Below are 24,967 nucleotides of genomic sequence, written 5' to 3'. Positions count from 1 at the left end.
TTGGTTACGCGATCCCGGCGGCCGAAGCGGCGGCGCTCAGCACGGCGCGGACCATGGCCGGCGTCAGCTTGCCGGTGAACGTGTTCTGCTGCGACACGTGGTAACAGCCGAAGACCGCGAGCGGCGGTCCGCCGTCACGGGCCGGAAGATCAACTCGGGCGGCGTGGCCGAAGACCGGCCGGGGCACCGGGACCCGCCAGGCGGCTTCGTTGAGCACCGGCAGCAGCGCCTGCCAGCCGAACGCGCCGAGGACGACGACCGCTCGAACCGTGGGGCGGAGCAGCGCCAGCTCCTGGACCAGCCAGGGCCGGCAGTTGTCCCGCTCGGCCGGCGTCGGCTTGTTGGCCGGCGGCGCGCAGTGCACCGGCGCGGTGATCCGGGTCCGGTGCAGGGTGAGGCCGTCGCCGGCGTGCACCGAGGTCGGCTGCGACGCGAGCCCGACCGCGTGCAGGGCCGCGTACAGCACCTCGCCGGACCGGTCACCGGTGAACATCCGGCCGGTCCGATTGGCCCCGTGCGCCGCAGGGGCGAGCCCGACGATCAGCAGCGCGGCGTCGGCCGGGCCGAACCCGGGCACCGCCCGGCCCCAGTAGGTCTCGTCCCGGAACGCGGCCCGCTTCTCCCGCGCGACCTGTTCCCGCCAGTCGACCAGCCGCGGACAGCGCCGGCACTCCGACACCGCCCGGTCGAGATCTGCCAGCGTCGGCGGGGTGTGACCTGTCATCCGCCAACGCCTCCACCGCTGGGCCGCGGGTCGATGGTCGGCGAGGTGCCCAGCGGTGTGGATCCGATCATCGCCGCTTCGGGCTCGTCGATCAGGCCACGCTCCCGCAGTCTGGTGATCGCGCGGCGGCGCTGATCGAGTCGCTTCTCCCGTACCGCCGGCTCCAGGGCCGCGACGAGGTCGAGCACCTGCTGCCGGTCCGGCGAGCCGACCGTTCGAAAGTGCCTCGGAACCGGTGCGCGGCGGCCGCGGGAGCCGAACAGCACGGCCGTCAACAGCAGCGCAGCCGCCACGACCGTCGCCCAGACGGGGACGGAGGCCGGTGCGAAGCCGAGGACGTCGACCCCGCGGTCGTGCCCGAGCTGCCACAGCGCGAATCCGCTGCAGACGACGGCGGCGGCCAGATATCCGATCTCGGCGGCGGCTGAGTGACGGTCGGTGGTCAACCACCGATAGGCGATTCCGGCCACACCGAGGAAGACGACGACGAAGCACCAGGCGGTGAACGGGACCCCGAGGTCGTCACTGAGCGGGCCGGCCTCGCCAACCGTGCTGGTCACGCCACCCTGGGTGCTCAGAATCGGGCCGCCCATCGTGCTCACGCCCCCGACGAGTGCGAACAGGCAGCCCAGGCCGGCCAGCACCCGCAGTGTGTTGCGACTCCGGGAGGTGCCGCGTTCCTGGCCGAGCGCTCGGAGGATGTCGTCATGTTCCTTCAGGACATAGAGATCCAGGTCGGCCAGCCTGAAGCCGTACCGCGGGACGGTCTTGGCCCAGGTCCCCACATTGATCGTCTGATTCGCCATCCGCGTCCTCGTCGTCAGCAGCCCGCCGTGGCCCATCGACCCGACACCGGTGACCTGCTCACGACCAGCGCGTACGCAACCGTCACCGATAGTTGGTGAACTGGATCGCGAAGTCGAAGTCCTGGTCCTTGAGCAGGGCCTGCACGGCCTGCAGATCGTCCCGCTTCTTGCCGCTGACCCGGAGCTCGTCACCCTGGATCTGAGCCTTGATGCCCTTCGGCCCCTCGTCCCGGATGATCTTGGAGACCTTCTTCGCGTTCTCCTGGGTGATGCCCTCGGTGACGGTGGCGGTGATCTTGTACAGCTTGCCCGAGGAGCGGGGATCGTCGGCGTCCAGCGACTTCAGGCTGATGCCGCGCCGGACCAGCTTGGACTGGAAGACGTCGAGCACGGCCTTGACCCGCTCCTCGGAGACGGCCTCCATCTCGATCTGTTCCCCGGACCATTCGATCTTGGCGTCGGTGTTCTTGAAGTCGAACCGTTGCCGGACCTCCTTCGCGGCCTGGTTCAGCGCGTTGTCGATCTCCTGGCGATCGACCTTGCTGACGATGTCGAACGAACTCTCTGCAGCCATTCCTACCTCCGCTGGATCGTGTGTCGGCGTAGTGGACCGAGCCTATTCTGCTCAGTCCGTGCGCGCCGGGTCAGTGGGTGACGGCTCGGGCCCGGTCGTCGAGGTCGGCGACGAGGTCGGGCAGTCGCCGCAGCTGGTCGCCGATCTGCCGGTCCGCCGCGTCGGGATCCAACCACCGGGGCGGTGGCTGAAGGCCGAGCACCACCCGCATTCGGATGCCGAGGGACGCCAGCCGGTGTCCGGCGGAGCCGATGAACAGATCCGCTCCGACCGTGTCGATCCGGCCGCCGGCCTTTCGGTAGCAGTCGAGGATCGCCCGGACCCGGTCCGGACGATCGTGGCCGAAGCGGAGGGCGACCTGGCCGGCCTGCATCGCGGCGCTGTAGGGCCAGACCGTCTCCCAGTCGATCAGGACCGGTCCATCGGCCGCGATCAGCACGTTCTGTCGGTCAAGATCGCCGTGGGTGACGACCCAGTCGGGGGCGCTCGCGTACCGGCTGCGCAGGCGATCGGTCAACCGCTCGATGAACGGCAACCGGCGCCGGGCCGGACCGGCCCAGGCCCGCCCGCCCAACTCGGCGGCGTCGATCCAGGTCCGCCAGGTGGCATCGTCGTGGATCCCGAGCGAGTGCCAGTCGCGCTCGTCGTCGGCCGGGATCAGGCGGTGCAGCGTGGCGAGGGTCTGCCCCAGCCAGGGGGCGATCTCGTCGTCCGGGGACAGTGGTCGGTGATCGACCCAGGCATGGGCGCGATACCAGCCGTGACCGGTGATCTTGGTGCACCAGCCGACGTCCGGCCGGACCGGAGCCACCGGCTCGGGCGTGCGGATCCCGGCCTCGCTCGCGACCCGCTCCAAGATCATCGCCCGGTCCACGTACTCGCGGCGGAGCTCCCCGGCGGCCGGGACGATCTCCTTGACCACGAAGCGGTCGGTGCCGATCGTCCATCGCCAGGTCGGGAGATCGCCGTGCCGCAGGGGTTCCAGGCTTCCGCCGGGGGAGAGTCCGAACGCCTCCGCCAGGCGATCGGGGTCGATCATCAGACGCTGAATCCGAACAGGCGTCCCTCCCAGAGCGGCTGCTCCCGGCGGTAGAACCGATGCGCGTCGACCCGGCCGTCGGCCGAGTCGAGCTCCAGGTGGACGGCGCCGTGCTCGCGGGCCCAGCCGCGGGCGGCATCGAGCAGCCGCTTGCCCAGCCCCTGCGACCGCCCCTGCGGATCGACCGCGAGATCCTCGACCCAGGCCCGCGGTCCGAACCGGACGGAGTCGATGTCGCGATAGACACTGCAGAACCCGACGATCGTGTCGGCCGGGTCGACGGCGAGGAAGACGGCGGACCGCTGCATGTTGTTGATCACGCCGTGCAGCCGCTCGACGGCCGTCGCCGGATCCCAGTCCGCGGGCCGGCTGCCCGGCGGTGCGAACAGCCACTCATAGACCCCGGCGAGCCTCTCGGCATCGTCGCCCCGCGCACTCCTGATCGTGATGTTGGCCATGCTCGACACTATGCCGAGACCACCCCCAGCCTGGGGCTGACCAACCGCTTTGGGCAGTCCGCCGATCTGTTGCTATTGTTCTGCCCGCTGAGTCCTCAGCACGGCAGGTTGCCCGAGCGGCCAAAGGGAGCGGACTGTAAATCCGCCGGCTCAGCCTACGTTGGTTCGAATCCAACACCTGCCACATCAGTGAGAACACCCCCTGACCAGGAAGAACAGGTCAGGGGGTGCCATCGTTCCAGTCCAGATGTGTCCGGCTGAATCCGGCTATCTACGGGTATCTGTGTCACATACGTGTTAGGCGAACAGCTGCCGGGCAGATCTAGCTCGCTCGCACCGGCCGTGTGCGGAGTGGTGGGTCGCCGAGCCCCTTCCATGTCTACCTGGCCGGTCACACGGTCGCTGAGACAGCGAAGCTCACCGGCGTGCAGCCGACCCAGGTCGGCCGGATCGGGAAGCGGGCCGGTGCCTCCCGCCGCGGCCAAGTACCCAAGCCTGCCGCCGACAGGATCGAGCCGCGGCCGTTCGACCGGGCCGCGGCCGTGCACGTCGTGGCGCCAGCCCGTGGTGCTGTCTGCTGCTGTGATCATCCGATCCCCGGCGGGGCGCCGGCTGTCTCGGTTCCCGGCCTCGATGGCCGCGGCCTGGCCCACACAGACTGCGTCTCGTCGCCGGAGCGCCCGTAATCTCGATGACAAGCACGCGACGGTATCGTCCGTTGAGCACTGCCCCTGTTCCGTTTGGGCGACGGCCGGCCTGACAACCGAGGAATCGCCCGATTTTGAAACGCAGAGCCGGCCGATGACGGATACTTTTGCGTAACTGCTGGAGCGGCGAAATGGGGGACGAGTAAGGGGCGTCTCGCTCGACCAGGCGTCGGAACGACCCTCGGTTGACGTCCTGCGCGTCAACTCTGCCTGATAGAAACCCCGAAGTTTCCTCACTGTGGAGGTCAGTCGATAATGTTCTCAGTTAAAAAACGATCGTGCGCGGCACTGTTCACACTACTCGTCATCGCTAGTGGTCTTTCGGTAGGAACAGACGCGGCTGCTGAAGAGCCCGATCCTATCGAGATCGTACAGGTTCCAATCGATGACGCTTTCGCGAGGATCCAGCAAGTAATCCAAGAGCGACCTGACTGGGCAGAGTTCTATGGTGGCGCGTCCGCCGACGTCGAAGGCGGGTTGTTGGAGGTGTTTCTGACCGGAATGGCTCCGTACGAAATGCGGGAAGCAATACGCCTAGCAGCTGGCGACGTCAGACTTCGAATCGGTGTGTCCAGATTCAACCAGAGCAAGCTCATGGCCGAGGCCGAGAGTCTTGCGGATTCCGATCCAAACGTCGCCGGCGTTTCAGTTGCCAGCAACGGCGACGGCCTCATCGTGAACCTGATCGAAACCCCAGCGGCACGGTCATCCGATGCGAATCCATACGTGCTCGAATATCACACAACCGGGCCGATTGTCCCTGCGGTTGCAACAAGACAAAATGACAGTAGCGCAGCACCCGGCTGGAAGTCTGGTGCTCGGATTAAAAGCTTCTCATGCACGACGGGATACGCAGTCCGCAAGGACTCTCGAGACTACCTGATCACTACTGCACATTGCCAAGAGTCGGGCCGGACCGCAACGGACGGGGCAGGATCCACGATCGGAACGACATCGGGACGTGACGCTGCTGATGATCAGATGTACATCTCTGCTTCAGCGGCCGCCCCTCGCCAGTATGACAAGGCGTGGAACAACACGGCCGGAGTCTACAAGAATGTGGTTGGTGCAACCCCGAGCTTGGCAAATACCCTTGTCTGCACGTCCGGCTCCTACACAGGAGTGAACTGCGATATCCAAATAGCTTACGAGAACCATTAGTTCAGGTTGACGCCGGGTATGTCCGGAAATACTACGGGCAAATGGGGTGCGCTTGCGGTCCGCCGCACTTCGTCGCTTCGAGCACTAGGTCAGGGAGATAGTGGCGGACCAGTCCTGAAGAATACTTCAGTTCTGGCCGATATTCGAGCTGCTGGTATGATCAGTGGCGGCTACGGCGAGGTGAGCTGTGCTGGCATCGCCACTACGCCGCCCGCAAAGTGCTTTAATAAACTGCTCTATATCAAGAGCCAGGACCTCACAGATGGTGGATACGCGCTTAAGGTTCGATAACCGACTTCCCGCGCTGTGGGCAGCCCTGGTGACGGTCATCGGGTTGTCGTCGTGCGCCTTGGTTGGACCACCGCAGAATCCGGATCCATCGCCTCCTCTGACGTCAGCCACGCCGAGGCCGGCGAGCTGTCCGACAGACGGAGAGGAATTGGGCCTGGGGTCGTACCCCCTTGAGCAGCCGATCGTCCCCTCACCTGATACTGATCTTTCCCAACTGATCTGGTGCCATTGGCCGGGCGAACCCCGGGCTAAGCAGGTGCGAGTCGAGGAACGGGCGTTAACCCTCACAGAGCAGCAGCAGGCGACTCTGAGGCTGCCCGACACAAAGCTCGAGCCCAACACCGCTTGCCCGGCCCAGGCACCTATCCAGCCTTACGTGCTCGCCCGTCTGGACAACCATCGCGCCGTGCGAATCAGATTGCCCCAGGACGAGTGTGGGAATCCACGGCCCGAGGTGATCGGAACTCTGACCGAGGCACGGTACGAGGTGGTCCGGGAGTTCACCGTGAAGGGGCTCGGCGCTATTTGACGGCAACGGGTCGTGACAAAAACTCCGGTCGGACGAACGTCGACGGTAACCGATCAAGGGCGGCATCATGTGCGGGCCAAGATGGCCACCGTACCGTCATGACAACGGTGTCAGTTAGGGCATGCCGCGAGTGGTCCGTTACCAGGTGCCCAGATGACGATCGGCAACCTTGCTGCCCATAGAACTGAGCAAATGAACGAGCAGGGTCCTGATCGCATTGAATGACTTGAGAAGGGGTCCGCCGTTTTCCAGCAGCTTCCGCAGCACGACTTCAGTCTGAGTGCGCCAGCCGTCGAAGTCGTCAGGGTGACCGGAATTGGCTGCCCGAATCTGGTCGTCGATGAGCTCCAGTTTCGAGTCAGATCCATACCTCGCAGATTAGCGCCGCACTTGGAGTCCGTCCGAAGAATCCGGAAGGTTGTGCAATCCTGAACGGAGGAGCCCTCGGCGCGGGCCGCAGGTCGGCGTCTCTCGCGAGGTGAACTCGAACCAGTGCCCGCCCGTCCGTGTTAGATCCGTGTCAGATGGCGGTCTGATGGGTGCGAAGCTGGCGCGAAACACCTAGTCAGAGCCTCGTTGCATCAACAGGTGCTTAGCCACTGTAAATCCGCCGGCTCAGCCTACGTTGGTTCGAATCCAACACCTACCACACCAGCGAGAGTACCTCCTGACCAGGAAGACAGGGTCAGGAGGTGTCTTCGTTTCCAGCCGGCGTCGCAACGGCATCCTCGACGATCCGCCGGCGACTGTCGGACGCGGCGCTCGACCGTCGGGTCTGAGATGATCGCGAATCCGAACCGGTCCAAGATCCGTAGTGGGGTGTCGATCGGTAGTCACTTCGGGATGGTTGGGCTTGGCCGGCCAGAGAGCGGGATGTGATCGAATGTCCGTCAATTCGCCGTACCTTGCCGGGTACAAGGGCTACCCAGAGGACGACCTGACTGTTGCGGCGGCCAAGATCGTGCCGTGGGATCCGGCCGAGGTCACGAATCCGTACGACATCGAGCTGGTGCTGTCGCGTCTACCGACTCCGGACGAGACGCACCTTCTCAGCCAGGCGACGATCATCGGTTCGACGGACTGCCTCCGATTCGCTGACGACTATGCCTACCTGAAGGTCAGCCAGTCGATTGAGCGCGTCGAGGCCGAGAAGAACGATGTCTTGGCGACGGTTCAGTGGGTATCGACGACGGCACGCCAGAACCACCAGGACCGCCTCAGGACACGGGCCGACGCCACCCGTAGGCTCGCCCGAATCAATTGGCGCTGATTCTGAACTGGAGCCGGTCGCCGCGCCGCTAAGCCTGGCAAGGAGGATCGCGGATCGTGCACCTGTCGGTCGGCACCTTCAACGTCTGGAGGATCGGTGAGCCGTGGCGCTATGCCGCCGATCGGAACATCGTCCGTGGCGCCGTGGCGGGAAGCGCTGCAGTCACGATGCGGCCAGAAGGGGGAGTCTGGCGCCGAAGGCTGCCGCTGATCGCCGACGTGCTGGGCCGGGCAGAACTCGACCTGGTTGGCCTGCAGGAAGTCGCCGACGAGGGAACGGGCGGCGGTTCAGCGGGTGAGGCGCTCTCCGCGCGGCTCGGGATGAATTGCGCGGATCAGCCGGACGGCCGGCTTGCCGTTCTCTCGCCGCACAAGATCAGGTCTTCGGTTGCCGTCGCGTTGCCGACGGGAGAGGCGTCGAAGGAGGCCGAAAGTGGCTACGGCTCGGCGAGCATCCTGCATGCCGTAGTGGCGACTCCTGGTGGCGACACGAACTTCGTGGTGGCCCATTGGTCACCCCGATCGGCCTCGGCTCGAACCGGGGCGGCCCGGGCCCTCGTCGACTACGTCGCTCGCCTGGCGGAGACTCGCTTGGTGGTCGTCGGCGACCTCAACACGGTCGGCCCCGAGGCGCCGGAGCTTGAAGTCCTGCGCCAGGGTGCCCGGCCGTTGATCGACGCCTGGCCGACGATCCATCCGCAACTTCCCGGATACACGATGCCCAGCCACGACCCGGTCGTGCGGCTGGACTACGTCTTCCTGAGCCGAGACCTTGTCCCGGTGGAGGTCCGGCTGCTCGGGGGAACGCCGGATCGGGATGGGTTCTACGCATCGGACCACCTCGGCGTCCAGGCAACGGTCCGCCCGGGAAGCTGACCGGAGCTAAGCCAGTGAGTCATGAAACGCCGAGGTCAGCCGGCCGGGCTGAGGATGAGGCCGCGATTCATCGGGCCGTCGAATTCCAGGGTGATCGGCTCGACGCTGCCGCCGAGTGCGACGTGGTGCGCGGTGATCGCCGCCAGCAAGGCTTCGCGGCCGAGCTTCGTCCCGGTGGCCCAGAAGTTGCAGCAGGGTACGACGAGCACCGGCACCCGGGTCGCCGACTCGACCACCGGGCGGAGCGCCTGATCGGGATGCAGCCCGATCACGAGGTCGTAGTAGTCGGCCATCTCCGCGGCATAGAGGTCCGGCCGGCTGGCGACTCCCTTCAGCGTCCAGCCGCGCGGATCGATCACTTCGGCCTGCAGGTTGTAACGCTTCGACAGCAACCGGGACAGCATCCCCTGGCCGCCGGCCACATCGGCGACGAACCTCGCCTCGGGAAACCGGTCGGCAACGAACGCCGCCACCACCTCGAACCGGCCGGCGGCACCGTGAAACGCATGTCGGGCCACAGGCTGGACGATAACCCGACGGCTGACCATGAAGATCACCTCGGCCGCCGCACCGCGATCACCGGAGCTGGACGGGTAGGCGAAGATGGGCCGGATGCAAGGCAGGAACCCCGGCGACTCGTGCCGGATCGTCGGCACCAAGTGGGGCGGCTCGGCCCACTTCGAGATGTCGGGCGCGTTCCTGGGGGCCGGCGAGGGCGGATCGTGGATCGGCATGGCCGCGGGCTGGATCATGGAGCGGGCCACCCGGACCCTGACGATCCCGTACGCCTGCGTCTTCCATGTCCCGGAGCGGGGCGGCTATCTGGCCCGGTTCGGCGATCCGGAGTCCGCCGTCGGCGCCCCGGTGTACGTCGACATCACCACGATCCCCACGTGGACAGGCAGGTCGGCGCACGTGGTCGATCTTGATCTCGATCTGGTCCGGGAACGGGATGGTCGGGTCACGGTGCTGGACGAGGACGAGTTCGCTGCCAACTCCGCCCGGCTCGACTATCCGGCTGAGGTCATCGCGGCGGCCCGGCACAGTCTCGGCGAGGTGCGAGCCATGATCATCGAGCGGGCCGGCCCGTTCGGCGCCGGGTTGACCGAACTGTTCGCCCCGCTGAGAGCTACGCCCTAGTCGAGGTGTTCATGATCAGGTCGGTGGGGTCGACGTGGTGATCATCGTGAGGGATGCTGCGATCATGAGCTTCCGATTCCCGCGCAGCACGCCCGCCGAGCAACAGGTCGACGCGACCGGCGTGCAAGCCTTCCTCGACACGGTCGAGGCGGCGGCGGACCTCGAGCCGCACAGCCTGATGATCGTGCGCCGTGGCTCGGTGGTCGCGGAGGGCTGGTGGGCTCCGTACAGCGCGGACCGGGTGCACCTGCTCTACTCGCTGAGTAAGAGTTTCACGTCGACCGCCGTCGGGTTGGCCGCTGCGGAGGGTCTGCTCGACCTCGACGATCCGCTGGTCTCCTACTTCCCGGAATTCGACGCCGAGATCACCGATCCGCGGAGTCGGGCGATCCGGCTGCGGCACGTCGCCTCGATGGCCAGCGGGCATCGGCAGGAGATGATCGAGGCGGCGCGCCGGGCCGACCCGGACGAGCCGATCCGGGGCTTCCTGCTCTCTCCGCCGGAGGAGGAGCCGGGCAGCGTGTTCGCGTACAACCAACCCTGCACCTACGCCCTGGCCGCGGTGGTGCAACGCCGGTCCGGGATGCGGCTGACCGAATACCTGCGGCCGCGGTTGTTCGATCCGCTCGGCATCGGCGAGGTCGGCTGGCAGCGCGACGCCCGGAGCCGCGAGCTCGGCTTCAGCGGCCTGCACGCGCGGACCGAGGACATTGCCAAGCTCGGCCAGCTCTACCTCCAGGGCGGCGTCTGGCAGGGGGAGCAACTGCTGCCCGCCGAGTGGGTCCGGGAGGCGACCCGCTCGCACGTCGCCACGACCGCGTGGCCGACCGTCGACTGGCAGCAGGGCTATGGCTTCCAGTTCTGGCAATCGCGGCACGGCTTCCGAGGCGACGGCGCGTACGGCCAGTTCTGCCTGGTGCTGCCCGAGCAGGAGGCGGTGGTGGCGATCACCTCCGCGACGATCGACATGCAGGCGTTGCTGGACGCGGTCTGGGCTCACCTGTTGCCCGCGCTCGGCGCGGCCGACGGGCCGACCGACCCGGTCGCCGACGAACTGCTGGCGAAGCGGCTCCGCTCGCTCACGCTGGCGCCGGTGGCCGGGTCCGCCACCCCGCCCGGCGGCCTCGACCGCTGGACCGATCAGCCGTTCGCGGTCCCGGCTGCGGCCGATGCCGTACGTCTCGTCGATGCGGTACGACTGCTGGGCGGCGAGGCCGAGCCACGGCTGGAGCTGACCACTCCGACGGGGATCCTGACCGCTCCGATCGGGATCGATCGCTGGACCGTGACCGAGCGGCCGGCACCGATGGCGTGCTCCGGTGGCTGGCTGGACGACGACACGTTCCGGGCCGAGGTGATCATGCTGGACACGCCGCACCGGCTGCTGCTCAGCTGCCGGCTGCCCGAGCGGGTGGCCGAGGTCGGTTGGCGCGAGCCCCCGCTGCACGGGTTGCCGCTGGCCGAGATGCGCAGCGGCGGCGGGTGGACCTGAGCCTGTTGATCATGGTCGCTCGCATGATCAACTCAAGGCCGCGCCGGCCCGGGCGAACCGCTCGGACCAGTCGCGCAGCAGGGCGATCAGCTCAGGTGAGTCGCAGGCGGTGATCTCCGCGCCGGTCACGCCGACGGCGAAGGCGGCCCACTGCAGCGAATCGGCGGTGATCTTGACCCGGCAGTGCCCGGCGTCGAGCTCGGACACCTCGCTCCACGGGCCGATCTGGGCGCGGACCGCGGCCGCGTCCGCGGCGAGGTCCAGCTGGACCCGGTGCTGGCCGGACCGGCGCCGGCCGGCCTCGACGAACGCGGCCGCGTTGCCGCCGGGCAGTGGCCGCGGCGCGAACCGCTTCCCGGTCAGCTCCGGCCGCTGCATCCGGTCCAGCCGGAAGCTCCGCCAGGCGCCGCGGTCGAGGTCGTACCCGACCAGATACCAGCGCCGGCCGAACTGGACCAACTGCGCGGGCTCGATCCGACGCTCACTTTCCCGGCCGTCGGCCGCCTGGTAGCCGAAGGTGACCCGCTCGTCGTCCCGGCAGGCCTGGGCCAGCAGCACCAGCGCCTCCGGATCGGTGTTCGGTGGCGCGCCCCAGACGGGCGCGGCCGTCGCCGACCGCAACGCCTCGACCCGGCGGCGCAGGCCGCGGGGCATCACCTGGATGACCTTGGCCAGGGCCCGGACCGACGCCTCGGCGATGCCGGTCAACGAGCCCTGGGCGGCGGTGTGCAACCCGACCGCGAGGGCGACCGCCTCCTCGTCGTCCAGCACCAGCGGCGGCAGCGACGCCCCGGGAGCGAGCTGATAACCGCCGCCGACGCCGCGGCCGGCCTCGACCGGATAGCCGAGCTCGCGCAGCCGGTCGACGTCGCGCCGCAGCGTCCGGACCGATACGTCGAGCCGGTCGGCGAGCTCGTCGCCGGTCCAGTAGCGGTGGGTCTGCAACAGGGACAGCAGCCGCAGCGTCCGGGAGCTGGTGTTGGCCATGAATCCATCTTCGCTCCATTTGAGGACAGAAACTGGCAACTATTGTTTCTAGCGTTGTTCTCGTGCCCGAGGGAACGGCCCGGCGGGCGGTAGGAGAGGACCAAGATCATGAGCGCCACCACCATCACCCCCGACGTGACCACCGCCACCGGCGAGCGGGCCGACCTGTTGGACAGCCTGGCGAAGGCGCGTCATTTCCTCCGGTTCACCGCGCGTGACCTGACCGACGAGCAGGCCTCGGAGCAGAGCACGGTGAGCGAGCTGACGATCGGCGGGTTGATCAAGCACGTGACCCTGGTCGAGCGGAACTGGGCCAGCTTCATCGTCGACGGGGCGGACGCGATGGGGCCGGGCAAGGACTTCGACGAGATGACCGAGGAGGACTGGGTGGAGTTCGCCGACAGCTTCCGGCTGACCTCGACGGAGACGCTGGCCGGAGCCCTGGACGCGTACGCCGCCGTCGCCGCGCGGACCGATGAGCTGCTGCGGGAGTTGCCGTCGCTGGACGCGGCCCAGGCGTTGCCGAAGGCGCCCTGGTTTGCCGAGGGCGAGTGGAGTGCCCGTCGGGTCTTCATCCACATCGTGTCCGAGACGACCCAGCACTCCGGCCACGCCGACATCATCCGCGAGTCCATCGACGGCGCGAAGAGCATGGGCTGAGCCAACCGGCGACAATGGTCGCGATGATCATCGTGCCGGAGGACTGGGAGCCGCTTGCCGGGGCGGAGGGCGCGGCCACGGTCGGGGTGTGGCGGGCCCGGGTCGGCGGCGAGCGGTGGATCGTGAAGCGGCTGGCCCGGCCGGCGGAGGAGGGTGATCGGCGGTCGTTCCGCTGGTGGCGGCGGGAGCTGGAATTCGCCCGATCCGACCTGGCCGGGCGACTGGCCGGTCTGCGGGCTCCGCGCTACCGGGTCGAGGAGGACGACGCGGGGGCCACGCTGTGGTCGGCGGAGATCAGCTCCCGGCCGGTGCCCGACAAGATCGCCGCCCACGCCCTCGGCCGGCTGACGACGACGCGGATCGAGGATCCGGGGTGGTTTCCGGTCGGCCGGCTGCGGGACCGCGTGGGGCTGGCCGCTGCCGCCGGTGGCGTCGAACTGCTGGATCCCGATCATGGTGACCGCGACGCCCTGACCCTGGCCCGCCGGGTCTGGGATCGGCGGGCCGCCGTGCTTGATCGGCTCGATTCGCTGCCCCAGGTGCTCTGTCACGGCGACGCGCTGCCTCGCAATCTGTTGCGTCACGACGGATCGACCGTGACCGCGATCGATTGGGATCAGCTCGGCTACGGGCCGATCGGGGCGGATCTGGCCAGCTTCGGGCTGTGGGCGGGCAGTCCGGCCGAGTCCCTGCTGCCGGCCTTCACGGCGGGGGCCGGGTCGGTGCACCGGCACGCCGTCGTCGACGGGCTGGCGTGCACGACCTCCTTGATCGGGGTGACCCGGGCGATCCGCGCGGCCGGGGTCGAGCAGGCGGACGGCGCCGGTCCGGTGGGGCCCTATCGGGCTCGGCTCGACCGCTCGGTATGGTCCATGATCAGGACGCTCGCGGTTGTGCCGTGATCAACCCGAGTGCGTACGAGATCGGCCGTCGGCCGGGCATCGAGGGGTCATGAGGACACTGGGTTTCGTCGATCATCATCTGGCCAACTACCACGCCGACGTCTTCCTCCGGCTGCTGCGCACCTCGTTCGCCGACCGGGGTGTCGAGGTGATCGGCTACGAATCCGATCCGGTGCCCGGCGGGGACTGGTGCGACCGAAATCAGGTACGGCGAGCGGACTCGATCGACGCCCTGGTCGACGAGGCCGACGCGATCCTGATCTTGGCACCGGACGACATCGACACCCATCCGGAGTTCGCCCGGGCCGTGATCCGCGGGGCCAAGCCGGTGGTGCTCGACAAGCTGCTGGCCACCAACCTCGCCGACGCGCGCGCGATCGCCGAGCTGGCGCGGGGCCACGGAGCGCCGGTCCTGAGCAGCTCGGCACTGCGCTATGCCGTCGAGCTGGCCGACCTCCTGCCGGCCGGTCCGCCGATCGAGGCCGGCTTCGCCCGGGGCTTCGGCGACTGGGATCGGTACGGCATCCACACCCTCGCCGTGGCGACCCGGATCGGCGGCTTCGGCGTCCGGCGGGTGATCGAGACCGGCACCGTCGCGGACCGCTGCCTCACCCTGGACTACGGAGATCATCGGGTGACGGTCGACTGCCACGCCGGCGACAACGCCGCGGCGGCACTCGGCTGGAGCGGCGGCTTCCGGGTCGCCGGGCAGTGGTCGACGACCAAGATCATCGATCATGAGGGTTTCTACCGCCGCACCCTCGGCGCCTACCTCGACTTCTGCGCCGGGGCGACTCCGGATCAGAGTCTTGATCAGGCCGTCGAGCTGGTCGCCCTGCACGCCGCGTCGGATCAGTCCTTGGCCGCGGACGGCGCCTGGATCGAGATCGCCTCGATCGTTCCCTGAGCCTGTCGGCGCTTTTTCGTTCCCCGGCCTGTCGCTTGTTCGATCCCTGGCCTGTCGCTTGTTCGTTCCCTGAGCCCGTCGAAGGGCAAGCCAGGTCGCTGCCACTTCGGTTCGGCCTCACGGCCGGAAAGAGGCGCCAAGGAGCGGGCGGGTTATGGCGGTCCGCCGCGTCGTGCGGCCGGGCGCCGGTGTTCGGCGGCGAAAGTCGCCAGCTGGGCATCGACTGTGACGTTTCCCGGCCGTTTCGTGCTCGGTGAGCCGGGAAACGTCACAGTCGATGATCCCGACCACAGCGCAACCGGGTGCCCGGCTGGTGTTCCCAGGAAACGCCGCAACCCGCCCTTCCTTGGCGCGGTTTGATCCTCGGCGCGACACCACGACCAAGATCATCGGCGGATCCGGGCTGAGAGCGGCTGTGATCAATCCAGGCGGTAGACCTCGAGCGGGCCGGGGTCGGGGTGCGGCGGGTCCCACGGTCGATCCTTGTTCGACGGCCTGCTTTCCCAGCGCAGCAGATAGCGACCCTCGGGAGCCGTGCCGGCGTCGGCCGGGGCGTGCACGAGCATGCCGGGGAAGGTCGAGCGCACGGTGGTGATCTCGGGCGGGAGTTGCGGGGTGTCCAGCTCGGCGATCGGCCGCAGGCCCGGCGACAGGACCCAGGTCCGGGCGTGGCCCTGGCAGGTGAAGTCGACCCGCAGGTTGCGGTCGGGCAGCGGCACCGCGCCGGTGACGGTCACCTCGAAGCGCAGCGTGCCGCCACCGCCGATCGCCCACCGGCCCGTCCAGCGGCTCACCTTCCTGATCACCCAGTCGCGGTGTTCGCGGCGGGCGACGTAGACCTGGGTGTTCCCGTCCGCGTCGTACTTGTGATACGTGATCATGATCCGGCCATCGGCGTCGAAACCGATCTTGGTATTGCCGTTGATGATGCCGCCGTTCATCGGCACCGGATCGATCACCTCGCCGGTTGCAAAGGTGATTGGCAACGTGAGGGGTGTGCCGTCGCTGCGCTCCCAGGCCCGGAGGTCCCGGCTCCGGGCGTACGACAGGTGCTGGTTCGTGGCCGCGTCGCCGGAATCCCGCCACACCCACGCGACGTGGTAGAACCCGTCGGGTCCCAGCGTCGGACCCTCGACGTAGGCGTTGCGCAGGCCCTCGCCGTCGTGCAGCGGCTGATCAAGGAGCCGCCGCCACGTTCCGGCCGCGCTGTCATAGAGGTTGTAGAGGTCGACGCCGTCGCCGCTGCTGCCGTCGCGGTAGCGGAAGATCAAGTCGCCGTCGGGGTTGGTAAAGAACCGCGGATAGGTGACCCGCTGCTCGGTGCCGGCATCGACCATGATCGGCATCCGGACCAGCGACGCGACGTCGCCCGGCCGGGTGCTGCGGAAGTAGACCAGCGGCACCACGTGCATGTTGCCCGAGACGTGCAGCTGCCCGGCCCTGTCGATCGCCAGAGTGACGTAGTTGTGGCTGTCCCAGCCGACGACCGAATCCAGACCCTGGCGGATCCAGGTGGTCTCGCCCAGGGTGCGCTGGGCCACGGTCATCCGCCGCTCCGCGTCGTAGTACGCGACGTACTGTTGATCACCGTGGGTCAGCAGCGCCTGGCCGACCGAGTGACCGGACCAGGTCGGGCCGACCTCGCTGTGCTCGACGACGCTCTCATCCGCGCTCGGCAACTCGTACGGCACGCCGTCGAACGGCACGAACTGCAGCGGCCCCGGATCCGGCGGGTCGGCGGCCGGCGTGGTGGTGACGGCCTCGATCCGGTCGACGCCGATCTCGCCGGAATTGGCGTAGAGACCGACGCTGCCGGCGCTGAGCAGTCGGGCCAGCGGCACCACGAACGGCCCGTCGAGCAGAGTCGCCGCCCCGTCGGTGATCATCAGGTCGATCACCCCGTAGCTGCGCGATCCGATCGACACGCGGTAGTCGGTGTTCCGTTGCACGGGCACCGGGCCCTGGGCGATCAGGCTGCCGCCGTCGACGACAGAGCGGGTGACCTGGAGCAGTTGCCAGGACGGCGGTCGGCTGTCGGCGCGGGTGACGATCCGGACGGCGTAGTAGCTCTGCGTCCCGTCGCCGTGATCGATCAGGTTGAAGGCGACGCCGCACCAGTGGTCGTACTGCAGACAGCGGAGCGTCGCCTCGACCCGGAACCGGGCACCGAGCTCGAAGCCGGTGCGCGCGATCACCCGCTCCGCCGGCCCGGCAGGCGTGCGCAGTCCATGATCAACCAGCTGCCAGTCGCCGCGCAGCGCCGCCCAGTCGTCGCCGGGCGCGCCGTCCGCTCGATCGAACTCCTCCACCCAGGACACCTCCGCGGCATCGTCGGGGAGACCGTCGTCGGCGGCCGCGTGGTCGGTGGTCCGCAGGCTCACCGCGACCGCGGCGGCTCCGGTCAGTTGCAGCACTCGTCGTCGAGTCGTCGCCATGGGATCGCTCCTCATCCACAGTCCCGGCCGTGATCAAACGTCGGCAGTTGGGGGCGTGATATCGAACCTAAGCGACGAACTCTGCGGGTGCAATGGATTGCACTCAGTTGTCTTGCGGTTCCGGCCCCGGGGCTGCGCCGGACTGGTCGAGCAGTTCGGTCATGATCATGCCGAGCCGCTGGGTGAGGGCGTCCTCGAAATCGAGGGTGCCGTCGGTGAAGCCGGTCTCGGCATGGGTCAGCTCGTGCAACAGGTCGCCGCAGAAGTCGGCCGGGTCGGCCAACCGGTCCCGCCGGATGACGATCCGCTGCGCCGCCGGGTCGTACAAGCCGAAGATCATCCGGCCGGAATCGGCCAGCCGCATGGTCTCCGAGACCAGGATCTCGCGCACCCCGATCCGGTCCGGGTCGATGCCGAGGCGGTCGATGATCTCGTCGGTGAGGGCATACACCCGGGTCTCGGCCGCGGTGAAATCGCTCGGGTCGACGAACTCGAAGCTGAAGCCGTCGTTCCAGGCCTCGCGGTACGCGTCGAGGTCGAGCATCGGGCGTCCCTCGAGATCCTCCAGGCCGCCGATCTTGGCCGCCAGATCGTCGGGCACCAGGACCAACCGGTAGCCCTCCTCCCGCGCGTACTCCACCTGCGGGCCGCCGAACGCGAGCTGCCCGGCGGTCACGAAGACGATCTTGTCGTGGCTGGCCAGCACCCGGCAGGCGTGCAGCTTCACGTCGTTCCAGGACAGCTCGTCGTGCATGCCGCCGGCCCGGTAGTTCTCCAGATCGTCGGCCAGCGGCCGGGCGACCGCGGCCGTCTCGCATTCGGTGATGATCGCCTTGACCCGGTCGGTGTAGGCGGTGCGGCCGACGTTGCTGCGCTCGCGGTTGAGGGCTTGGCGCAACGCCTTGGTCAGGCTGGTGATGTTGTAGGAGAACAGGAAGTTCTCCTCCTGGGCGACCAACAGACCCTTGACGTAGATGTTGGCCGGCGCGCCCGACGGTCGGGCCAGCACCTGCCCGTAGCGGGTCTCCTCCAGCAGTTGATCACCGCTGTATCTCAGGAAGTACCGCTTCGCCGTCGCCACATCGTCATCGGTGACGCCGCGCAAGGTGATCATTGTGCCCCGGTGATCACCGGTCGGCGGGTGCACCCCGGCATGCAGGGTGCGGATGTCCGGGAAGCCCTCCTTGGACCGCAGCTCGGTAGTGATCTCGCCGTGCGATGAGCTGACCGTGACCGCGACGCCGCGGCGGTGGAAGACCGCCAGCGCGTCCTTCAGTCCCATGCCGAACTGGCCGATCACCTCGTCGTGCTGGCGCTTCTCGGCGTTCTCGTTCTGGGTCAGATGTTGATAGCGGACACCGCGGCCGAAGTCCTTGATCCGCCATTCGTCGTCGAGCTTGGAGATCTCCGGCTCGGCGGTCCGGGTGATCATCTGCTCGTCGAGCGCGTTCGCGATCAACTCCCGGATGGCGAACGCCACCGGCCAGTGCTCGAGCACCTCTTCGATGTTCAGGTCGAAGTAGTTGGCGTCCGTTCCCGAACCGATCATCCTGAAAATCTACGCTGTGCCGGCGGACGCCGTACGGTGAACCGGATGAAGGTGTGTGTGTACGGAGCGGGCAGCATCGGCTGCTACGTCGGCGGCAGGCTCGCCGCCACCGGGACCACCGAGATGTTCGTCGGCCGGCCGCGGATCGCCGACGAGACCGCCGAGCACGGGCTGCGGCTGACCGACCTGCACGGCGCGGAGTTGCGGGTGCCGCCGGATCGGGCCCGGGTGATCACCAAGGCGCTCGACCTGACCGGTGTCGGACTCGTCCTGGTCACAGTGAAGTCCGCCGCCACGGAGTCGGCCGCCGCCGAGCTCGCCGACGTGGCCCGGCCCGGCACGGTGGTGATCAGCCTGCAGAACGGGCTGTGCAACGCCGCGATCCTCCGCCGCGCCCTGCCCGAGCGGATCGTGCTGGACGGAATGGTGCAGTTCAACGTGGCGCACCAGGGCGGCGGCCACTTCCACGCCGGCACCGACGGTGGGTTCGCGGTCCGGGCCGATCCGGCCCTGTCGCCGTACCTCTCCGCGTTCGAGCGGGCCGGGCTGCCGCTCGCCCGCCACACCGAGCTGGCCCCGGTGCAGTGGGCCAAACTGCTGTTCAACCTCAACAACGCGGTCAATGCCCTGTCCGGCCTGCCGCTGCGGGAGGAGCTGTCCGATCGGCGCTTCCGCCGCTGCTATGCGCTGAGCCTGGCCGAGGCGCTGCGCCTGCTGCGCCGCGCCGAGATCCCGGTCGCCCGACTCACCCCGCTGCCCCCGAGCTGGCTGCCGCGCCTGCTGACCGCGCCGGATGCCGTGTTCACCCGGCTCGCCGCGTCGATGCTCAAGATCGACCCGCACGCCCGCTCCTCGATGCTGGACGACCTCGACGCCGGCCGGACGACCGAGGTCGACGAACTCAACGGCGAGGTCATCCGGCTGGCCCAACGGATCGGCCAACGTGCCCCGGTGAACGCTCGGCTGGTCGAGCTGGTCCGCGCCGCCGAAACCGGTGGGCGTCGGAGCTGGACCAGCCCCGACCTGCTCGCCGAGCTGCGGGGAGCGGGGACCGAGCCTTAGTGTCGTGTTGCCCACAGAGACACCTCACAGAACTTCCTGACCCCGCCACTAGCCGCGATCTTTCGTGATCTTGGTGGCGACAGGTTCGGCCGGCCAACCGGAACGTTCGTCCTGAAGCGGAAAGTGGGATGGTCGGGGTTTCGAGGTCCCGTTCAGAGCGAGCGCTCGCGCTCCCCGAGTGCGGTGGCATTCCTGTCGCTGCCCGACCTCGGCGCTGTGGTCGTGGCCAGACGAGGCGGCCGTCCTGACGGGTGCACCGTCACAAATCGGGGGTGCAACCCGGTCCCATCGGCGATTTCCGGTCCCGCTGGGCGTTGCGCCCCCGATTTGTGCCAGTGCGCCAGCTCGCCCCGCCGACCACCCCGTCAGCAAGGGCACTAACGATCAGTTGAACCCGCTCGGCGTGAGGTCGCGGAAACCCGGCAGCGAGACCGGCCTCGGCTGGATGCGCAACCCAGCCGCAGCCCGGGGACACCGAACCCGAACCAAGAACATGAAGGATCGAGGCTAGGGCAACGACCTCCCTGGAATTCGACCACCAGTCGAGGGGGTCACCCGCGACACGCCGCTCAGGCTGGAGTCGCCCGCTAGCTGGTGGTCGGATTCCAGGGGCTGTGCCGGAGAATTGACGTGGCCTACCTGCCGGGGAGCGGAGTGTTGATCATGGAGCTGGACGTATGCCCGATCTGTCGAAAGCAGAGCGGGGAGGGGCCACTGGTCGGCCCGGTGATCTTCGTCAATGAGCTGGTCTCCGTGACCCACCGGCCGGCCGGTCCGGCGGGCTACGTCTTCATCGAGTCGCGGCGCCATGTGCCGTATCTGGATGAGCTCACCGACGACGAGGCCGCCGCGATCGGTCGGGTCCGGTCCGCCCTGGCCCGCGGTCTGCGGGCCGAGCTCGACGTCGAGTTCGTCCATGCCCAGGTCTCCGGCCGCGGCGTTGCCCACTTCCACGAGCATGTCTTCGTCCGACACACCGGCACCCCGGACGAGATCGACTGGTGCCAGCAGTGGCCCGATGCCCCGCTGGGCGACATCGACGACCTCGCCCAGCGCCTGGCCCGCCATTTGGCCTAGCGACCCTTGATCACCTTCGCCGCCTCGATCTGCCTTGCCGCCTCGATCACCTTTGCCGCCTCGATCAGCTTCGCCGCCTTGATCGGCTTTCCGCCGCGGAGCGCCAGACGACCATCGGACGCCCCGGCAGTGCAGCCGAACCCTGCACCCAGCACCTCCGCCCCCTTTGCTCGGCCTCCGCGGCCCCTGTAGCTGGTGCGAAGGGGCAGGAATAGGGGCGAGGCTGGCCGTTGGTGAGTCGGCCTGTTGCGTTGGGGCCGACAGGGGCGGTGCCCGCGGTGCTCGAGGTCGGCGGATGGTGAGGAACGTTCCACCGAGGGAGTCACTCTCTTCGCCCCACTTGCTATGCCATCGCGGCCTCTGTAGGTGGTGCGAAGTCGCAGGAAAGGGCGCGAAGTCGGTGAGTGGCGGCGGCGGCTGGTTGCGGTGTCGCTGGCCGGTGCCGGTGCCGGTGGTCGGGTCGGTGGCCGGGGTCGGCGGTTGGTGGTGGGGCGGGTGGGTCGGCTCGGGTGATCGCGCGTTCTTCGCGCCCTTTGCTCGGTCTTCGCGCCGTCTGTAGGTGGTGCGAAGTGGCAGGAAAGGGCGCGAAGTCGGTGGCTGGCGGCGTCGGCTGGTTGCGGTGCCGGTGCCGGTGGTCGGGTCGGTGGCAGGGGTCGTCGGTTTGGTGGTGGGGGCGGTCGACTCGGGTGATCGCGGGTTCTTCGCGCCCTTTTCTCGGTCTTCGCGCCGTCTGTAGGTGGCGCGAAGTCGCAGGAAAGGGCGCGAAGGTGCTGGGGCGGGCTTCGGTGCCGGGGTCGCTGGGTCGGGTTGGGTTGGGTTGGGGCGGGCGGGGCGGGACGGCGCCGCCGGGCGAGGGGGATCGCCCGGCGGCCGTCGGTTGCGGTGATCAGTTGATCACCGCTGGCGTGGGGTGAGGACGAGGACCGCGGCCGCGGCTACGACGGCGACGATCGCACCGGTCAGGAAGCCGGCGCCGAATCCGGCGACGGAGGTCCCGGCGATGCTGGCCGCGGCCATGCTGGAGACGACGGCCGCGCCGAGCGAGGCGCCGAACTCGTGGAAGGTGCTGACGATCCCGGAGGCCAGGCCGGCCTGCTCCGGCTCGACCTGGCCGAGGGCCGTGGCCGAGGCGACCACGAACAGGGTGCCGGTGCCGGCGGCGGCGACCGCCACCCCGATCACCAGCGGCACGGTGCCGGGGACGAAGGCCGGGACGGCCATGCCGGCCGCCGCGACCAGCAGTCCGACGACGCCGAGGGTCCGGGCGCCCAGCCGGCCGATCAGCCGGCCGCCGAGATTCGCACCGCCCATGGTGAACAGCGCCACCGGCAGGAAGAGCAGGCCGGTGATCAGCGGATTGAAGCCCTGGTAGTCCTGCAGGTAGAAGGTGCCGAGGAAGAAGACCATGATCATCAGGGCGGTGGCGACCATGATCAGCACGGTGCCGGTGGCGACCGGGCGCCGGATCAGCAGCCGGACATCCATCAACGGGCTGCCGGCGGTCAGCTGCCGGGCCACGAAACCGACGTAGAGCAGGGCCGCCGCGATGATCAGGCCGATCGTCAGGGGCGAGACCCAGCCGCGGTCACCGGCCCCGATCAGGGCATAGATCAGGGTGCCGGTCGCCGCGGTGACCAGGATCGCGCCGGCGATGTCGAGCCGGCCGCGAGTCGCCGGCCGCGGCAGGATCGGCAGCTGCTGCCCGAGCAGGAAGACCAGGATCAGGCCGACCGGGACGTTGACGAAGAAGACCCAGGGCCAGCCGGGTCCGGCGGTCAGCAGCCCGCCGAGCAGCACGCCCAGGGCGGCACCGCTGCCACCGAGCGAGGCCCAGATGCCGAGCGCCTTGTTGCGCTCGTCACCGTCGAAGATCGTCACCACCAGAGACAGGGCCGCGGGGGAGAGGATCGCCGCGGCGAGGCCCTGGGTGACGCGTCCGGCCAGCAGCATCGGGCCGGAGACGGCCAGTCCGGCAACCAGCGAGGCCGTCGCGAACAGGACCAGTCCGATCAGCACCAACCGGCGGGCGCCGAACAGGTCGGCGGCGCGTCCGCCGAGCAACAGCAGGCCGCCGAAGGCCAGCGTGTAGCCGCTGACGACCCAGGTCAACGTTTCCCGGGCGAGGCCGAGATCGGTGCCGACGTGCGGCAACGCGATCGCGACCACGGTCACGTCGAGGATCAGCATCAACTGCGCGATGCCCACCATCCAGAGAATCCGCCACCGCCGCGGATGGGCCCCGGGTTCGGCCGGGGCGGGGGCCAGGTCAGCCATCAGAACTCCTTAAGTCGTACATCAGTGTTCAGGTTATGTACGGTAGCATAACCCGAACACAAGTGTTCAACTTATTGGAGGAAAAGATGGCGGCCGGCTCTTCGACCCAGCGCACGCGGGCTCTCCGGGCCGACGCGCAGCAGAACGTCGAGCGAATCCTCGAGGCCGCGATCGGCTGCCTGGGTCACAACCCGGAGGCGAGCATGGCCGACATCGCGAAGTGTGCGGGCGTCGGCCGGGTCACGCTCTACGGGCACTTCCCGTCCCGCGAGAATCTGGTCGAGGCCGCGCTGACCCGGCTGCTCGCCCGCGGCGAGGCGGCCCTGAGTGAGGTCGACCTGTCGGCCGATCCGGGTCGGGCCCTGGAGGCGCTGATCACCTCGAGTTGGCTGCTGACCGCCCAGGCCGGGGCCCTGCTGGAGGCGGCACAGTCACTGCTGCCGCCCGGCCGGGTGCACGAGTTGCACGCCGCCCCCGAGCAACGGGTGATGGACCTGATCCGGCGCGGCCAGGCTGAAGGCGTCTTTCGCGATGATCTTCCGGTCGCCTGGCTGGCCAACGTGATGCACTATCTGATGAAGGGCGCCGCCGCCGATGTCGCGGCCGGGCACCTCGACCCGGCCGAGGTCCCGCGCCTGATCACCGTCACCGCGCTGTCGGCCTTCACCCCACCCTGACGCCGAGTTGTCAGAACTGAGTTGTGCCCTGACACAACTCAGTTCTGACAACTCGGCTAGTTGAGGGGGACGGCGAACCAGCCGCCGACGTCGTGCCGGCCGGCGGCGCGGGCGGCTCGCTGGGCGCCGGTGTTGGATAGGTGGATGGTGCCGATCAGGACTTCGCCGGAGTCGGGCAGGGCCCGGGCCAGCAGGGTGCTCAGGTAGCGGCCGCGGCCGGCGCCACGACCCGACTCGGTCAAGATCAACTCGTGCACGGTGAAGCCGGGCAGGCCGAGCTTGGAGGTCGCGGTCGCGGCGACGTAGCCGATCCACCGGTCGTCGGCCAGCACGTCGAACAGCAGCCCGGCGGCCATGGTCTCAGCCAGGTCTTGTTGATCTTGCAGCGCGGCCTGGCGCCGGTGCCGGGGGTGCCGCGCATCGACCGCGTCATAGGCCGCCTTGGCCTCGGCGTAGTGCTCCAGGTCGGTCGCGATCCGGAACCGCAGCCCATCCGGTACGGGTCCGGAACGAAGATCACGAAGCGGCGCCGCCAGGAACCGCTTGTCCGGGCCGGCCTCGGGAAACCGCTCCGGCGGTTCGGCGCTCCACACCCGCAGATAGTCGGGCCGCAACTCGCCGAAACAGGAGCGCGCGGCGTCGGCCAGTGGCGCCAGGTCGGCCGGGGTGACGGCGCGGCTGAGCACCGACGCGTCGACGAAGGGCAGGCTCCGGTCGCCGCCCTCGTAGCGCATGCTCAGCATCACGTCCAGATCGTCGGAGACGGCCAGCCAGCGGTTCAGCATCACCTCGATCGGCCGGCCGGGCGCAAACCGGTCCCGCCGGAGCCGCGCCACCTTGCGATCGGTCGACAGCATCACGTCGTCTTCATGATCACGCGCGAGCTCGGCCAGTCGCACCTGCTCGTCGGCCCAGCCGACGGTGAGCGGGTGTTGCTGCGCCAGGGTGAACCGCGCCAGCGTCATCGGGTCCGGGATCTCCTGCACCGGCTCAGGATAATCGCCGGCGTCGGCTGATCATGGCCGAATAATCGCTGGCCTGACGGTGATCCGGAACGTACCGTTGAATCACCGACCTGCTCCGGCCGGTGTCGAAGGCCTGCTGACGCACCCGGAGCCAGGCGCCTCGACGGGACCCAGCACGCCCGTCGACCGGCCCTGGCTCCGGGTGCGTCTGCATGTCGTTCATGATCGACAGCGCTTGTTCCGTTCCCTGAGCTTGTCGAAGGGCCAGCCCGATCTCCGGCCGGATTCGCCGCCAGATGATCACCTGGCTTCCCTTCGACAGGCTCAGGGAACGGAACAAACGGCCCTTCGACAGGCTCAGGGAACGGAACAAACGGCCCTTCGACAGGCTCAGGGGAAGGAACAA

At 68.6% G+C, this 24,967-nt stretch carries 24 protein-coding genes and 1 tRNA gene; 12 read left to right on the top strand and 13 right to left on the bottom strand.

What is annotated here, in order from left to right; genetic code table 11:
• Positions 1-4: 4 nt before the first annotated feature.
• The 5 genes from FNH24_RS10330 to FNH24_RS10310 all read right to left on the bottom strand — a co-directional run bounded on the left by FNH24_RS10330 (position 5) and on the right by FNH24_RS10310 (position 3,601).
• Positions 5-724: a uracil-DNA glycosylase gene (locus FNH24_RS10330; protein ID WP_152362094.1), complete on the bottom strand. Its 720-nt coding sequence runs from the start codon at positions 722-724 to the stop codon at positions 5-7.
• Entirely contained in the window at positions 721-1,530 is an 810-nt protein-coding gene (locus tag FNH24_RS10325; RefSeq protein ID WP_152362093.1) for a hypothetical protein, read from the bottom strand. The genes FNH24_RS10330 and FNH24_RS10325 overlap by 4 nt, the downstream gene beginning before the upstream one ends.
• An 82-nt stretch (positions 1,531-1,612) precedes the next feature.
• A complete protein-coding gene (locus FNH24_RS10320; RefSeq protein ID WP_152362092.1) occupies positions 1,613-2,104 on the bottom strand; it encodes a YajQ family cyclic di-GMP-binding protein in 492 nt (163 codons plus the stop codon).
• A gap of 70 nt (positions 2,105-2,174) precedes the next feature.
• Positions 2,175-3,143 (bottom strand): phosphotransferase, encoded by a 969-nt coding sequence (locus FNH24_RS10315; protein ID WP_152362091.1) that lies wholly within the window; start codon positions 3,141-3,143, stop codon positions 2,175-2,177.
• Positions 3,143-3,601, bottom strand: coding sequence for a GNAT family N-acetyltransferase (locus FNH24_RS10310; protein WP_152362090.1), 459 nt, complete (start codon positions 3,599-3,601; stop codon positions 3,143-3,145). Before FNH24_RS10310 ends, FNH24_RS10315 begins: the two co-directional genes overlap by 1 nt.
• 102 nt (positions 3,602-3,703) lie before the next feature.
• Here FNH24_RS10310 and FNH24_RS10305 point away from each other — a divergent pair.
• The 4 genes from FNH24_RS10305 to FNH24_RS10290 all read left to right on the top strand — a co-directional run bounded on the left by FNH24_RS10305 (position 3,704) and on the right by FNH24_RS10290 (position 8,434).
• Positions 3,704-3,785: transfer RNA gene (locus FNH24_RS10305), tRNA-Tyr, on the top strand.
• A 778-nt stretch (positions 3,786-4,563) separates the two neighbouring features.
• A complete protein-coding gene (locus FNH24_RS10300) occupies positions 4,564-5,469 on the top strand; it encodes a chymotrypsin family serine protease (RefSeq protein ID WP_152362089.1) in 906 nt (301 codons plus the stop codon).
• A gap of 1,703 nt (positions 5,470-7,172) precedes the next feature.
• The gene (locus FNH24_RS10295) at positions 7,173-7,559 is read left to right on the top strand and encodes a hypothetical protein (protein ID WP_152362088.1); all 387 of its coding nucleotides are present in this window, start codon (positions 7,173-7,175) and stop codon (positions 7,557-7,559) included.
• A gap of 56 nt (positions 7,560-7,615) precedes the next feature.
• Positions 7,616-8,434 (top strand): endonuclease/exonuclease/phosphatase family protein, encoded by an 819-nt coding sequence (locus FNH24_RS10290; RefSeq protein WP_161606080.1) that lies wholly within the window; start codon positions 7,616-7,618, stop codon positions 8,432-8,434.
• Positions 8,435-8,469: 35 nt separating this feature from the next.
• On the opposite strand, the gene FNH24_RS10285 is transcribed toward FNH24_RS10290, so the two are convergent.
• The gene (locus FNH24_RS10285) at positions 8,470-8,952 is read right to left on the bottom strand and encodes a hypothetical protein (protein ID WP_152362086.1); all 483 of its coding nucleotides are present in this window, start codon (positions 8,950-8,952) and stop codon (positions 8,470-8,472) included.
• Positions 8,953-9,046: 94 nt separating this feature from the next.
• Here FNH24_RS10285 and FNH24_RS10280 point away from each other — a divergent pair, with 94 nt between their 5' ends.
• Both FNH24_RS10280 and FNH24_RS10275 read left to right on the top strand, forming a co-directional pair.
• Complete coding sequence (locus FNH24_RS10280) at positions 9,047-9,574, top strand: ribonuclease FAU-1 family protein (RefSeq protein ID WP_161606079.1); 528 nt, start codon at positions 9,047-9,049, stop codon at positions 9,572-9,574.
• A gap of 64 nt (positions 9,575-9,638) precedes the next feature.
• Entirely contained in the window at positions 9,639-11,066 is a 1,428-nt protein-coding gene (locus FNH24_RS10275; RefSeq protein WP_152362084.1) for a serine hydrolase domain-containing protein, read from the top strand.
• Positions 11,067-11,093: 27 nt separating this feature from the next.
• On the opposite strand, the gene FNH24_RS10270 is transcribed toward FNH24_RS10275, so the two are convergent.
• Positions 11,094-12,053: a helix-turn-helix transcriptional regulator gene (locus tag FNH24_RS10270; RefSeq protein ID WP_152362083.1), complete on the bottom strand. Its 960-nt coding sequence runs from the start codon at positions 12,051-12,053 to the stop codon at positions 11,094-11,096.
• 108 nt (positions 12,054-12,161) lie between these two features.
• Between FNH24_RS10270 and FNH24_RS10265 the strand changes: the two genes are divergently transcribed.
• The 3 genes from FNH24_RS10265 to FNH24_RS10255 are packed head-to-tail and all read left to right on the top strand — an operon-like array spanning position 12,162 to position 14,522.
• Complete coding sequence (locus FNH24_RS10265; protein WP_152362082.1) at positions 12,162-12,713, top strand: DinB family protein; 552 nt, start codon at positions 12,162-12,164, stop codon at positions 12,711-12,713.
• A gap of 23 nt (positions 12,714-12,736) precedes the next feature.
• Entirely contained in the window at positions 12,737-13,615 is an 879-nt protein-coding gene (locus FNH24_RS10260; protein WP_161606078.1) for an aminoglycoside phosphotransferase family protein, read from the top strand.
• Between the two features lie 49 nt (positions 13,616-13,664).
• Entirely contained in the window at positions 13,665-14,522 is an 858-nt protein-coding gene (locus tag FNH24_RS10255) for a Gfo/Idh/MocA family oxidoreductase (protein WP_152362080.1), read from the top strand.
• A 419-nt stretch (positions 14,523-14,941) separates the two neighbouring features.
• Here FNH24_RS10255 and FNH24_RS10250 read toward each other — a convergent pair whose 3' ends face one another.
• Together FNH24_RS10250 and FNH24_RS10245 are read right to left on the bottom strand one after the other, a co-directional pair.
• Entirely contained in the window at positions 14,942-16,957 is a 2,016-nt protein-coding gene (locus FNH24_RS10250) for a BNR repeat-containing protein (RefSeq protein ID WP_152362079.1), read from the bottom strand.
• A gap of 103 nt (positions 16,958-17,060) precedes the next feature.
• Positions 17,061-18,506: an ATP-binding protein gene (locus FNH24_RS10245; RefSeq protein WP_152362078.1), complete on the bottom strand. Its 1,446-nt coding sequence runs from the start codon at positions 18,504-18,506 to the stop codon at positions 17,061-17,063.
• Between the two features lie 45 nt (positions 18,507-18,551).
• Here FNH24_RS10245 and FNH24_RS10240 point away from each other — a divergent pair, with 45 nt between their 5' ends.
• Complete coding sequence (locus FNH24_RS10240; protein ID WP_152362077.1) at positions 18,552-19,568, top strand: 2-dehydropantoate 2-reductase; 1,017 nt, start codon at positions 18,552-18,554, stop codon at positions 19,566-19,568.
• A 630-nt stretch (positions 19,569-20,198) separates the two neighbouring features.
• Positions 20,199-20,645, top strand: a complete 447-nt coding sequence (locus FNH24_RS10235) for an HIT family protein (RefSeq protein WP_217428143.1) — start codon at positions 20,199-20,201, stop codon at positions 20,643-20,645.
• Here the strand turns inward: FNH24_RS10235 and FNH24_RS31420 are convergent.
• Positions 20,642-20,800 carry a hypothetical protein gene (locus FNH24_RS31420; RefSeq protein ID WP_161606077.1) on the bottom strand — a complete coding sequence of 53 codons (159 nt, stop codon included), beginning with the start codon at positions 20,798-20,800 and terminating at the stop codon, positions 20,642-20,644. The genes FNH24_RS10235 and FNH24_RS31420 overlap by 4 nt on opposite strands.
• Before the next feature lie 739 nt (positions 20,801-21,539).
• A complete protein-coding gene (locus FNH24_RS10230) occupies positions 21,540-22,919 on the bottom strand; it encodes an MFS transporter (protein WP_152362076.1) in 1,380 nt (459 codons plus the stop codon).
• A gap of 86 nt (positions 22,920-23,005) precedes the next feature.
• Here FNH24_RS10230 and FNH24_RS10225 point away from each other — a divergent pair, with 86 nt between their 5' ends.
• A complete protein-coding gene (locus FNH24_RS10225; protein WP_152362075.1) occupies positions 23,006-23,596 on the top strand; it encodes a TetR/AcrR family transcriptional regulator in 591 nt (196 codons plus the stop codon).
• A 56-nt stretch (positions 23,597-23,652) separates the two neighbouring features.
• On the opposite strand, the gene FNH24_RS10220 is transcribed toward FNH24_RS10225, so the two are convergent.
• Together FNH24_RS10220 and FNH24_RS10215 are read right to left on the bottom strand one after the other, a co-directional pair.
• Positions 23,653-24,582, bottom strand: coding sequence for a hypothetical protein (locus FNH24_RS10220; protein ID WP_246186831.1), 930 nt, complete (start codon positions 24,580-24,582; stop codon positions 23,653-23,655).
• Between the two features lie 4 nt (positions 24,583-24,586).
• On the bottom strand, positions 24,587-24,967 hold the full coding sequence (locus tag FNH24_RS10215; RefSeq protein WP_152362074.1) for a hypothetical protein: 381 nt from the start codon (positions 24,965-24,967) through the stop codon (positions 24,587-24,589).

The sequence above is a fragment of the Microlunatus speluncae genome (genome assembly GCF_009299835.1).
GTDB classification, from domain to species: Bacteria; Actinomycetota; Actinomycetes; order Propionibacteriales; family Propionibacteriaceae; genus Microlunatus; species Microlunatus speluncae.
The sequence above is the reverse complement of the archived record's forward strand: the minus strand, read 5'-3'. Positions and strand labels throughout refer to the sequence as shown.